Source organism: Actinoplanes sp. NBC_00393 (assembly GCF_036053395.1).
GTDB lineage: Bacteria > Actinomycetota > Actinomycetes > Mycobacteriales > Micromonosporaceae > Actinoplanes.
Window position 1 is genome coordinate 5,589,855 of record NZ_CP107942.1, and the last position, 11,742, is coordinate 5,601,596.

At 71.1% G+C, this 11,742-nt stretch carries 10 protein-coding genes; 6 read left to right on the top strand and 4 right to left on the bottom strand.

The window, feature by feature from the left end; all coding sequences use genetic code 11:
- Positions 1-5: 5 nt before the first annotated feature.
- A complete protein-coding gene (locus tag OHA21_RS26130; RefSeq protein WP_328478056.1) occupies positions 6-1,550 on the bottom strand; it encodes an acyl-CoA synthetase in 1,545 nt (514 codons plus the stop codon).
- A gap of 101 nt (positions 1,551-1,651) precedes the next feature.
- Between OHA21_RS26130 and OHA21_RS26135 the strand changes: the two genes are divergently transcribed.
- The 4 genes from OHA21_RS26135 to OHA21_RS26150 are packed head-to-tail and all read left to right on the top strand — an operon-like array spanning position 1,652 to position 6,316.
- Positions 1,652-2,569 carry a Zn-ribbon domain-containing OB-fold protein gene (locus OHA21_RS26135; protein WP_328478545.1) on the top strand — a complete coding sequence of 306 codons (918 nt, stop codon included), beginning with the start codon at positions 1,652-1,654 and terminating at the stop codon, positions 2,567-2,569.
- Positions 2,566-3,558: a lipid-transfer protein gene (locus OHA21_RS26140; RefSeq protein ID WP_328478058.1), complete on the top strand. Its 993-nt coding sequence runs from the start codon at positions 2,566-2,568 to the stop codon at positions 3,556-3,558. Before OHA21_RS26135 ends, OHA21_RS26140 begins: the two co-directional genes overlap by 4 nt.
- Positions 3,555-4,706 (top strand): thiolase domain-containing protein, encoded by a 1,152-nt coding sequence (locus tag OHA21_RS26145; protein WP_328478060.1) that lies wholly within the window; start codon positions 3,555-3,557, stop codon positions 4,704-4,706. Before OHA21_RS26140 ends, OHA21_RS26145 begins: the two co-directional genes overlap by 4 nt.
- On the top strand, positions 4,703-6,316 hold the full coding sequence (locus OHA21_RS26150; protein ID WP_328478062.1) for a GMC oxidoreductase: 1,614 nt from the start codon (positions 4,703-4,705) through the stop codon (positions 6,314-6,316). The genes OHA21_RS26145 and OHA21_RS26150 overlap by 4 nt, the downstream gene beginning before the upstream one ends.
- 634 nt (positions 6,317-6,950) lie before the next feature.
- On the opposite strand, the gene OHA21_RS26155 is transcribed toward OHA21_RS26150, so the two are convergent.
- Positions 6,951-8,177, bottom strand: a complete 1,227-nt coding sequence (locus tag OHA21_RS26155; protein ID WP_328478064.1) for a cytochrome P450 — start codon at positions 8,175-8,177, stop codon at positions 6,951-6,953.
- Between the two features lie 103 nt (positions 8,178-8,280).
- On the opposite strand from OHA21_RS26155, the gene OHA21_RS26160 reads away from it, so the two are divergent.
- Together OHA21_RS26160 and OHA21_RS26165 are read left to right on the top strand one after the other, a co-directional pair.
- Complete coding sequence (locus OHA21_RS26160; RefSeq protein ID WP_328478066.1) at positions 8,281-9,396, top strand: steroid 3-ketoacyl-CoA thiolase; 1,116 nt, start codon at positions 8,281-8,283, stop codon at positions 9,394-9,396.
- Between the two features lie 11 nt (positions 9,397-9,407).
- Complete coding sequence (locus OHA21_RS26165) at positions 9,408-9,572, top strand: hypothetical protein (protein ID WP_328478068.1); 165 nt, start codon at positions 9,408-9,410, stop codon at positions 9,570-9,572.
- On the opposite strand, the gene OHA21_RS26170 is transcribed toward OHA21_RS26165, so the two are convergent.
- A complete protein-coding gene (locus OHA21_RS26170; protein WP_328478070.1) occupies positions 9,557-10,678 on the bottom strand; it encodes a glycosyltransferase family 4 protein in 1,122 nt (373 codons plus the stop codon). The genes OHA21_RS26165 and OHA21_RS26170 overlap by 16 nt on opposite strands.
- 9 nt (positions 10,679-10,687) lie before the next feature.
- Positions 10,688-11,728, bottom strand: a complete 1,041-nt coding sequence (locus OHA21_RS26175; RefSeq protein ID WP_328478072.1) for a DUF3068 domain-containing protein — start codon at positions 11,726-11,728, stop codon at positions 10,688-10,690.
- Positions 11,729-11,742 lie beyond the last annotated feature (14 nt).

An 11,742-nucleotide genomic window follows, 5' to 3' on the forward strand; every position in this document is an offset into this window, starting at 1 on the left:
CCGGGCTAGATGGCTCGGGAGCGGGCGGACCAGTAGGGGTCTCGGAGGTGGCGTTTGTAGAGCTTGCCGTTCGGGTCGCGGGGCAGCTCGTCGACGTAGTCGATGGTTCGGGGCAGTTTGAACTTCGCGAGGCGGCCGCCCAGGAAGTCCAGCAGCGAAACGGTCAGCGCCGGGCCGGGGGTTACGCCGGGGGCGGGCTGGACCACGGCCTTGATCTCCTCGCCCCACTCGTCGTGGGGGATGCCGAAGACGGCTACGTCGCCGACGGACGGGTGGACGGCCAGTTCGTTCTCGATCTCTGCCGGATAGACGTTCACGCCGCCGGTGATGATGACGTCGGCGGCGCGGTCGCAGAGGAACAGGTAGCCGTCGTCGTCGAGGTAGCCGATGTCGCCGACGGTGAACATGCGGTCGCGCCAGGAGGCCCGGGTCTTGTCGGCGTCGTTGTGGTATTCGAACGTGGCGTCGCCCATCTGCAGGTAGACCTGGCCGGGAGTGCCGACCGGGGCGTCCTTGCCGTCGTCGTCGAGGACACGGACGCGGGAGCCGGGCCAGGCGCGGCCGACTGAGCCGGGACGGTCGAGCCATTCGGCGGCGGTGATCAGGGTGCCGCCGCCTTCGGAGGCCGCGTAGTACTCGATCACTACCGGGCCGAACCAGTCGAGCATCTGCTGTTTCACCGGCTGCGGGCACGGGGCGGCGCCGTGGATCATCGCGCGCATCGAGGAGACGTCAGTGGCGGCGCGAACCGAGGACGGGAGGGCGAGCAGGCGGCGGAACTGGGTGGGGACCATGTGACTGTGGGTGACCCGGTGCCGGTTCACCAGGGAGAGGAACTGCGCAGCGTCCCAGTGGTCCATCACGACGACGGTGTGGCCGAACTGGACGGAGATCACCGCGAAGTTCATCACCGCCGTGTGGTAGAGCGGTGAGCAGCACAGATGCACGTGATCGTCGAACGGCCGGAGCCCGAACAGGCCGAAGAACCAGAGCGAGACGGGCGGCACGTCGTCCGGGTCGAGGCCGAGCAGCGGGCGGCGTACCCCTTTGGGCCGGCCGGAGGTGCCGGACGTGTAGACCATGAGCGCGCCGAGCGTACGCCCGTCGGGTCTGCCTGATCCGCCCGCGCCGAGCGTGGCCAGTGGCTCGAAGCCCGGGATGTCGCCGACCGCGTAGCGGGCGCCGGAGAATGCGGACGAAGCCGATGCCGCCACGGCGGCCTCGGCGAAGCGGGCGTGCGCGATGAAGGCACGCGCGCCGCTGTCGCGCAGGATGTAGCCGAGCTCAGATCCGGTCAAATGCCAATTCAGGGGTACGACGTGAAGCCCGATCTGAACCGCCGCGAAATAGGCGGTGAGGATGTCGGCGCCGTTCGGCAGCAGCAGGGCCACGGTGTCCCCGGCCTTGAGCCCGGCTGCACGCAGACCGCGGCCGATCCGGTCGGCCTCGGCCGCCAGCTCGCCGTAGGTGACAGTGCGCCCGTCGGCCTCGACAACGGCCGCGAGCTGCGGTGACTGGTGCGCGACGGTCCACATCCCGATCCCGGTCATGCCGCGACTCTATAACTCGTTCCATCTATGGAAAAGCTTCTGGACAGCCCGCTTGCCGACGAATATTGGAACGTGTTTCACTCAACGGCGTGGAAGCGCCCATGGCCATCGCCTTCGACTACACGCGGTCGCTCGGGCCGGTGCTGGGCCGGTTCATGGCGGGCCTGCGGGACCGCCGGGTGCTCGGCAGCCGGACCGCTGACGGGCGGGTTCACGTGCCGCCGGTGGAGTACGACCCGGTCACGCTCGCCCCGGTCGAGGACCTGGTCGAGGTCGCGAGCGTCGGCACGGTCGTCACCTGGACCTGGATGGAACGGCCGGTCGAGGGGCAGCCGCTGGAGGAGCCCTTCGGGTGGGCGCTGATCCGGCTCGACGGGGCGGACACTCCGCTGCTGCACGCGGTCGACGCGGGTGCGCGGGAGAACATGCGCACCGGGATGCGGGTGCGGGTCCGCTGGGCAGCCGAGCGCACCGGCCACATCCGGGACATCGAGTGCTTCGAGCCCGGCGTGGAGGCGGTAGAACCAGACGCCGAGGGTGAGCCGGTCACGATCATGACCACGCCGATCCGGCTGAGCTATCGGCACACCACCTCCGACGAGGAGGACCGGTATCTGCGGGCGCTCGCCGAGGGGCGGCTGATCGGCCAGCGCTGCCCGGCCTGCCACAAGGTGTACGTGCCACCCCGCGTCTGCCCCGCCGACGGCGTCGCACCGGACGAGGTCGTGGAGATCGCCGACCGCGGCACGGTCACCACCTTCTGCGTGGTCAACGTGCCGTTCGCGGGGCAGCGGCTGACCCCGCCGTACGTGGTGGCCCAGGTGTTGCTCGACGGCGCGGACATCCCGATCCCGCATCTCGTCCTCGGCGTCGAGGCCGAGCAGGTGCGGATGGGGTTGCGGGTGGCCGCGGTCTGGCGGGACCGGTCGGAGTGGTCCACGACGCCGGAGAACATCGCGCACTTCGAGCCGGCCGGTGAGCCGGACGCGCCCTACGAGTCGTATGCGGAGCACCTGTGAACGCCGTCGCCGTCGTCGGTTTCGCCCGGTCCGATCAGTCGCTGACGACGAGCGGGGTGGAGACCCTGGTGCCCGTGATCGGGGACGCTCTGCAACAGGCCGGGCTCGCCAAGCGTGAGGTGGACTTCTGGTGCTCCGGATCGTCGGACTATCTGGCGGGGCGGGCGTTCTCGTTCGTCAACGCGGTGGACGCGATCGGGGCGGTTCCGCCGATCAGCGAGTCGCACGTGGAGATGGACGCGGCCTGGGCGCTGTACGAGGCGTACCTCAAGATTCTGGCCGGGGAGGCCGAGACGGCGCTGGTGTACGGGTTCGGCAAGGGGACGGCCGGTGAGTTGCATCGGGTGCTGGCTCTGCAGCTGGACCCGTACACGGTGGCGCCCCTCTGGCCGGATGCGGTGAGTGTGGCTGCTTTGCAGGCCCGGCTCGGGCTGGAGGCCGGGTTGTTCACCGAGCGCGAGATGGCGTCGGTGGCGGCCCGCGACTCGGGTGGCGATGTCGAGGAGATGCTCGGTCGGCCGTACATCGCGGATCCTTTGCGTGCCCACGACGTCGCGCGAGTCGGTGACGGCGCCGCAGCCATCGTGCTCGCCGCCGGCGATCGTGCCCGTGGATGCCGGGAGCGCCCCGCCTGGATCTCCGGGATCGCGCATCGCGTCGACCCGCAGGGGCTGGGTGAGCGGGATCTGACCGCGGTGCCGTCGGCGACCGCGGCCGGCCGCGATGCCGGGCTGGACAGTGACGTGGACGCGGTGGCGTTGCATGCGCCGTTCACACCGCAGGAGCTGCTGTTGCGGGCGGCGCTCGGTGTCGCCGGGGAGAAGGTCGTCCCCAGCGACGGCGATGCGATGTTCTCGGCCGGGCTGTCCCGGATCGGCGCCGCGGCCGAGGAGATCATGTCCGGCCGGGCGGAGCGGGCCGCCGGGCACGCGACCAGCGGACCTGCGCTACAGCAGAATCTCGTCTGCGTCATGGAGGCGGCATCGTGAGGAGAGCGGCGGTACTCGGGACCGGGCAGACCGAACACCGCACCCGGCGCACCGACGTCTCGATGGCGGGCCTGTGCCGGGAGGCGATCGACCGGGCCCTCGCCGACGCCGGCACCGACTGGTCGCAGATCGACGCCGTGGTGCTCGGCAAGGCGCCCGACCTGTTCGAAGGCGTGATGATGCCGGAGCTGTTCCTGGCCGCGTCGCTGGGCGCCGCCGGGAAACCGCTGCTGCGGGTGCACACCGCCGGATCGGTGGGCGGGGCCACCGCGATCGTGGCGACCAGCCTGATCCGGGCCGGCGTGCACCGGCGGGTGCTGGCCGTCGCGTTCGAGAAGCAGTCCGAGTCGAACGCGATGTGGGCGCTCTCGATCCAGCCGCCGTTCACCGCGCCGATCGGGGCCGGGGCGGGCGGCTACTTCGCGCCGCACATCCGGTCGTACATCCGCCGGTTCGACGCGCCGCCGCACATCGGGACGCTGGTGGCGGTCAAGGATCGCCGCAACGGGGCGCTCAATCCGTACGCCCACCTGCGCCAGCCCGACATCACCCTGGAGTCGGTGCGCGAGTCGCGGATGCTGTGGGATCCGATTCGGTACGACGAGACGTGCCCCTCCTCCGACGGGGCGTGTGCCGTCGTGATCGGCGACGAGGCGGCGGCGTCTGCCTCCACGCGGCAGGTGGCCTGGATCCGGGCGACCGCCATGCGGACCGAGCCGACGTTCTACTCGGGCAAGGACCACGTCAATCCGCAGGCGGGGGCGCTGGCCGCGGCGTCGTTGTGGGCTGCCGCCGGGATCAAGTCGCCGCTGGACGAGATCGATGTCGCCGAGCTGTACGTCCCGTTCTCATGGTTCGAGCCCATGTGGCTGGAGAACGTCGGATTCGTCGGACAGGGGCAGGGCTGGAAGCTCGTCGAAAGCGGCGAGACCCGCATCGGCGGAGCGCTCCCCGTGAACCCGTCCGGCGGTGTCCTCTGCTCCAACCCGATCGGCGCATCCGGCCTGCTGCGCTTCGCCGAAGCTGCCATGCAGGTGATGGGCCGGGCCGGTGAACACCAGGTGCCGGGCGCCGCGACGGCGCTCGGGCACGCCTACGGGGGCGGATCCCAGTTCTTCTCCATGTGGGTGGTCGGGAGACAGCCATGAAACGTCGTACCGTGCTCCAGGCCGGCGCCCTGAGCGTCGGCGCCGTGGCCCTCGAACAGGTGCCCGCCCTGCGGGGACGCACCGCTGTGATCATCGGGAGCGGGTTCGGTGGTGCGGTCGCCGCGTACCGGCTGGCCCAGGCCGGCATGGTGGTGACGGTGCTGGAGCGGGGACGCCGCTGGACCGTGGACGGTTCCGGCACCACGTTCTGCACGATCAGCAACCCGGACTGGCGGTGCGCGTGGTTCGGTGACCGGCCGCCGCTGGGCCTGGACACCAGCAAGACCATCGAGCGCCGGGCCGGCCTCATTCAGAAGCACATCGGTGACGGCATCCAGGTGATGTGCGGCGCGGGCGTCGGTGGTGGCTCGCTGGTGATCGGGATGTTCTTCCCGCAGCCGCGCCGGGGCGACTGGGAGAAGGTGTACCCACCTCAGCTCTCCTACTCGGAATTCGACAGCGTCTACTGGCCGCGGGCCCGGCAGAACCTCGGCGTCTCACCCCTTCCTGCGGACATCCAGGCCGCGGCCGGTTACGAGGGCGCCCGGTCCTGGCTGCAGTACATCGCGGAGTTCGGGCGTACCGCGGTGCCGGTGCCGTTCGGCGTCGACTGGGACGTGGTCCGCGACGAGATCGCCGGGCGGGTGGTCAAATGCCACAGCATCGGCGAAGGGCCGTTCGGCAGCAACTCCGGCGCCAAGAACAGCGTCGACCGCAACTATCTCGCCTGGGCCGAGGCGACCGGCAACGTCCAGGTCCTGCCGTTGCACGAGGTCACCGAGATCCGCGAGGTGTCCGGCCAGGAACGCTTCGAGGTGGCGGCACGGCAGATCGACGACCGGGGCACGGTGCTGGCGTCCAAAGTGCTGCCCGCGGAGTTCGTGTTCCTGGCGGCCGGGTCGCTGGGCAGCACGTCACTGCTGCTCACCTCCCGCGCCCGGGGGCGGCTGCCCCGGCTGACCAGCACCGAGATCGGCAAGGGCTGGGGCAACAACGGGGACTTCCTGGTGGCCCGGCTGAACCTGCGCAAACCCGTCGGCAGCGCCCAGGGCGGGCCGGGCAACGTGCGGTTCTTCGACGACAGCAACCCGTACGCCCCCGCCGCCATGGCCTGGGAAGCCGCCCCCATCCCGTCCTGGCTGCCGGGCACCACCGCCCACCTGATCACCAGCCTGGCCCCGGAACGCGGCGAGATCCGCTACGACGCCGCCACCGGCACCGGCAAGGTCCACTGGCCGTACGCCGAGATGGCCACCTCGTCCGACAAAGCCGGCCGCGACCTGGTCAGCCGGCTGTGGTGGCAGACCGAGGGAAGTCGCGGCAGTCTGCTCACCGGCCTGCCCTCCTACGACCGCAACACCGGCATGGGCCTGGGCTCCCGCAACACCTACCACCCGCTCGGCGGCCTGGTGATGGGCAAGGCCACCGACTACACCGGCCGGGTGGCCGGATACCCCAACCTCTACTGCGTGGACGGCGCCCTGCTGCCTGGCTCCGCCGCCCTGGCCAACCCGTCGCTGACGATCACCGCCAATGCCGAACGCTGCCTGGACCACTTCCTGGCAACCCACACCACAGGGGTACGCGCGACGAGTCCCGCCGAACCGTGACAGTCCCGCCTCGCCGCGCGATCAATGAGCGGCGGCCGGCCAGCACGAGCCGCCAGCCACACACGTCTCACCGCCCGCGAAACAGGCCTGACCGGCGGCCGGCCAGCACGAGCCGCCAGCCAGACACGTCTCACCGCCCGCGAAGCAGGCCTGACCGGCGGCCGGGCGGTGCGAGCCGCCAGCAGGGCGGGTTCCCGGGCCGGGAAACATGCGTGGAGGGCGGCCAGGCAACCCGAGACGTCGGCGGCTGACCACCAGCGCTGCCTCAGCCGTCGCGAAGCGGCACCCAGCGATAGCCGGCAGGGCGGCTGACGGCGGCCGCGAAGCGGCGGACGGCGTCAGCCGGGTGGGCGGCGACCGCGAAGCGGCGGACGGCGTCAGCCGGGTGGGCGGCGACCGCGAAGCGGCGGACGGCGTCAGCCGGGTGGGCGGCGGCCGCGAAGCGGCGGGCGGCGTCAACCCGGTGGGCCGCGGCCGCGAAGCGGCGGGCGGCGTCAGCCGGGTGGGCGGCGACCGCAAAGCGGCGGGCGGCGTCGGCCGGGTGGGTGACCGGCTGGGTGAGCCCGGCGCGGGCGCTGGGGCCGGGAGGGCAGCAGTGGTCGCGGCCGCACGAGGGAGGACGTGTAGGCGTACCTCAGCGGTATTTGACCGGTAGGTGCTTGATGCCGTTGATCCAGCCGGAGCGTAGGCGCTGAGCTGGACCGGCGAGGGTTATGCCGGGCATGTGGTCGGCTATCGCGTTGAAGATCAGGTCGATTTCGAGGCGGGCCAGGTTGGCGCCCAGGCAGAAGTGGGCGCCGCTGCCGCCGAAACCGAGGTGCGGGTTGGGGCTGCGGGTGATGTCGAACTCCAGCGGCGACGTGAAGACGTCCTCGTCATAGTTGGCCGAGCCGTAGAACATGGCCACCCGCTGGCCGGCGCTGATCGGTACGCCGCCGAGTTCGACGTCGTGGGTGGCGGTGCGCTGGAACGAGTTGACCGGCGTGCCCCAGCGGACGAACTCGTCGACGGCGGTGCGCGGGCGGGTCTCCTTGAACAATGCCCACTGCTCGGGGTGCTCCAGCAGGGCGAGCATGCCGTGCGAGATGGCGTTGCGGGTGGTCTCGTTGCCGGCGACAGCGAGCATCAGGACGAACATGCCGAACTCGTCAGTGGACAGGTGGGAGCCGTCGATCTCGGCCTTGACCAGTGTGGTGACGATGTCGTCGCGGGGGCAGGTCTGGCGTTCGTCGGCGAGCTGCATGGCGTAGCCGAGCAGGGCCATCGCGGGTTCGATCGGGTCGGCGGCGGCCTGGAACTCCGGGTCGTCCTGGCCGATCATCGCGTTCGACCAGTCGAAGACGTTGCGGCGATCCTCCTGCGGCACGCCGAGTAGTTCGGCGATGGCCTGCAACGGCAGCTCGCAGGCGATCTCGGTGACGAAATCGCCGGTGTCGCCCGCGGCCGCCGAAGCGACGATGCGTTCGGCGCGGGCCTGCAGGGCGCTGCGCAGGCTGTTGATGGCGCGCGGGGTGAAACCGCGGGACACGATGGCCCGGTGCTGGGTGTGCTGCGGCGGGTCCATGTTGAGCAGCACGTAACGCTGCATCTCGATCCGGTCGCGCGGCATGTCCGCCTGGAACCGGACGATCGCGGTGTTCTCCCAGCTGGAGAAGGTCTCGCTGTCGCGGGACACGGCCATCACGTCGGCGTGCTTGGTGACCGCCCAGTACCCCTCGTCGTCGAAGCCCGCGCTGCCGCGGGGCTGCGGCACCCAGCTGACCGGATGGTCCCGGCGGGCCGCGGCGAAGTCGTCGTGCGGGATGCCGTGGACGTAGATGTCCGGATCGGTGAAGTCGATGCGGGTGCGCGACGAAGCCACGGCTCCTCCTACAGCAACAGGTTCTAGCGATTCAAACACAGCCCTCGAAGCTGATGGTAGGTTCATTATAAGAACGTGTTCTATCTGGAAGAGGGAGGTGCGCGTGGGCGTCCCGGTGATCATCGATGCGGTCCGCACTCCGATCGGCCGCCGCGACGGGTGGCTCTCCGGTCTGCACGCGGCCGAGCTGCTCGGCGCCACCCAGCGGGCGCTGCTCGCCCGCAGCGGGCTGGATCCGGCGCAGGTCGAGCAGGTCATCGGCGGCTGCGTCACCCAGGGCGGCGAGCAGTCCAACAACGTGACCCGGACGGCGTGGCTGCACGCGGGCCTGCCGCATCAGACGGGGTGCGCGACCGTCGACGCGCAGTGCGGTTCGGCACAGCAGGCCACGCATCTGATCGCCGGGCTGATCGCAGCGGAGGCGATCAGCGTCGGGATGGCCTGCGGGGTCGAGTCGATGAGCCGGGTGCCGTTGCGGGCCAACCTGGGCACGGCCGGCCTCCCCCGCCCCGACTCGTGGGACCTCGACCTGCCGAATCAATACGTTGCTGCCGAGCGGATCGCCGAGCGGCGCGGGCTGAGCCGGGCCGACCTGGACCGGTTCGGGGTGCGCTCGCAGGCGAATGCGGCACGCGCCTGGTCGGAGGGCCGCTTCGACCGGGAGGTGACTTCGGTCGCGGGCGTCAAACGCGACCAGGGCCTGCGCGACACCACGCTGGAGGGCCTGTCCGGGCTGCGGCCGGTGCTGCCGGACGGGCGGCACACCGCGGGCACGTCGTCGCAGATCTCCGACGGCGCCGCGGCCGTGTTGCTGATGGACGCCGACCGGGCCGCCGGGCTCGGCCTGCGCCCGCGGGCCCGGATCCTGGCGCAGTGCCTGGTCGGCGCGGAGCCCTACTACCACCTGGACGGGCCGGTCGACGCCACCGAGCGGGTCCTCGCCCGGGCGGGCATGAAAATCGACGACATCGATATCGTGGAAATCAACGAAGCATTCGCAAGTGTCGTTCTTTCCTGGCTCGGGGTGTATCGCGCGGACCCGGACCGGGTTAACGTCAACGGCGGGGCGATCGCGCTGGGCCATCCGGTCGGCAGCACGGGCGCCCGGCTGATCACCACCGCACTGCACGAGCTGGAGCGGTCGGGTGGCGGCACCGCGCTGATCACGATGTGCGCGGGTGGCGCCATGTCCACCGCGAGCATCATCGAGCGGCTGTGAGGAGTTTGTCGATGCTACTGGTGAAGAGCCTGGTGGTGGGCGCGGCCATCGCGGTCGTGCTCGCGGTCATCGGGGTCACCGCGATGATGGCAGCGCTCAACCCGAGCGCCGCCGAGGTGGCCTCCACGTCCAACGAGGACCCGGCGGTTCCGCCGGACTTCTACGGCACCCGCTGACGCGGGCGGGCCGCTACTTCGTCCAGCACGCGGGCGAAGCGGCGGCCCGATTCGGCCCAGGTGAACCCTTGGGCGTACGCACGGGCGCCCGCACCCAGCTGCCGGCGCGTCCGGTCGTCGGTGAGCAGCCAGCGGGTCAGCCCGACGAAGTCGCGGGGGTCGTCGGCGAGCAGCCCGGTGCGGCCGTCGACGATGGCGTCGCGCACCCCGCCGGCTTCCCGGAAGGCGATCGTCGGCGTGCCGCGTGCCCCGGCCTCCAGGATGGTCAGCCCCCAGCCTTCCTTCAGGGACGGCACCAGCGCCACCCAGGCCGCGGCGAGCAGCCGGTGTTTGCACTGCTCACTGACGTATCCGGTGAACTCGGTGCGGTCCGCGACGCCGAGTTCGGCGGCGAGCCGCCGCAGCTCCGGCTCCCACCAGCCGCGCCCGGCGACGACCAGGCGGGCATCGGGCAGCGCCACGAGGGCACGCAGGGCATGTTCCACCCGCTTGTGCGGGACCAGCCTTCCCAGAACCACAAGACTTGGGTACGGCGTACGCGCGACAACCTCACCATGGACCGGGTTCACCCCGTTGCGCACGATCGTGATGCGCTCGGGGTCGACGCCGAGCCGGACCAGCTCCGACCGCGTCGCCTCGGAGACGGTCACATAGCGGCACCGCCGGTAGACCCGGGGCGCGACCCTCGACTCCAGCCACCAGCCCACCCGGCCGCGCCAGCCGGGCAGAACCACCGGCCACTGCTCCCGGTGCACGTGGTGGACCACCACGACGGTCGGGCAGGAGGCGTAGAGCGGCGACAGGAACGGCACCCCGTTGCAGACGTCCACGATCAGGTCGGGCCGCAGGCCACCGGTCAGGTACGCCCACAGCGCCCACAGGTAGACCGTGCGCCATCCGCCGCGCCGGAGCACGCGTACGCCGGAGGTGAGGATCTGCTCGCGCGGCGCCCCCGGGTACGCCGCGCAGAACAGCGTGACCCGGTAGCCGCGCGTGACCAGTTCGGCGGCGACCCGCTCGACGAAGACCTCGGAGCCGCCGCCGTCGGGGTTGCGGGTGTCTCTCCAGTTGAGGAACAGGACATGGCGCGACTCGGCGGCTGCCACGATGCGACCTCAGGCCTGTGCGCGGGTCGTCTCGGGCTCGGCCGCGTGCTGCGCGGCGGTCTGGCGTGGCTCCCGGTCCCGGCGGGCGATCAGGTATCCGAGGACGGCGAGGAGCAGCCCGGCGACGGCGAGCATGAGCGGCACCCACACGCCGAGCAGCATCAGCTGCGACCGGCCGTTGGCCGCCTCCTCGCCGACCTTGGCGAGGGTGGCCTCGTCGTAGCTGAGGTCGGCGTCGAAGATGACCACGGGCGAGCCGACGGCCGGCACCAGCTCGCGGTGCTGCTGCTCGCGGTAGCCGACGATGGCGCCGGTCTTCGGCTCCACCCAGAGGGTGCGGGTCGCCACGTAGGTGACCGAGCCGGTGGTGGAACCGGGGGTGAGGTAGCCGAGCAGGGCGGCCAGTTCCTGCGGGTCCATGCTGATCACCTGCTGCGGGATCTGCTGCTGGAACCGGTAGGTGGGCAGGCCGTTGTACTCCAACTCGTCCTGGTACTCCATCGGCAGCGCCTCGTGCAGAGCCGAGTCCCAGTACAGGTAGGTCTGCTTCTGCGTGCCGAACGGGAACAGGTAGAGCTGGCCCTCGAACTCGACGTTGCCGGGCGTGCAGGTGCTCTGCTCCGGGTCCTCGTTGTGGCACTGGCCGTCCCACGGGACCGCCGCGCCGCTCTGCCGGTCGAGGGCGACCCGGCTCTCCGACCGGTTGATCGCCTCACCGGTGTCGGACCGGTCGGTGGCGTGGTACACGTTCCAGATCAACGTGTCGCCCTCCAGGTCGCCGGTGAGATCGGCGGCGGCCTCGAAGTCGGGCTTGATGCCGGTGGTCGTGTGCAGCGGGCCGGTCTGCACGGTGAGCTGCGGCGAGCCCTCCGGTGACGTCTGGATCTGGGCGAACATCGCGTTGTCCGATGCGACGACCACGTCCGGCGGCACCAGGTCGAGTGGCACCTTTCGCTGGGAGGGAACGATGATCCAGGCCAGCGCGCCCGCCAGGAGCAGGCAGAGCACGCCCAGCCCGAAGAGTGTGGCACCGGTTGTCCGCCGCTTCATCGCGTCCTCCCCAC

Bases quoted from the DNA above. Each gene is read 5' to 3' on its own strand.
- OHA21_RS26130 (WP_328478056.1), bottom strand. From the start codon at position 1,550: ATGACCGGGATCGGGATGTGGACCGTCGCGCACCAGTCACCGCAGCTC.
- OHA21_RS26135 (WP_328478545.1), top strand. From the start codon at position 1,652: ATGGCCATCGCCTTCGACTACACGCGGTCGCTCGGGCCGGTGCTGGGC.
- OHA21_RS26150 (WP_328478062.1), top strand. From the start codon at position 4,703: ATGAAACGTCGTACCGTGCTCCAGGCCGGCGCCCTGAGCGTCGGCGCC.
- OHA21_RS26165 (WP_328478068.1), top strand. From the start codon at position 9,408: ATGCTACTGGTGAAGAGCCTGGTGGTGGGCGCGGCCATCGCGGTCGTG.
- OHA21_RS26175 (WP_328478072.1), bottom strand. From the start codon at position 11,728: ATGAAGCGGCGGACAACCGGTGCCACACTCTTCGGGCTGGGCGTGCTC.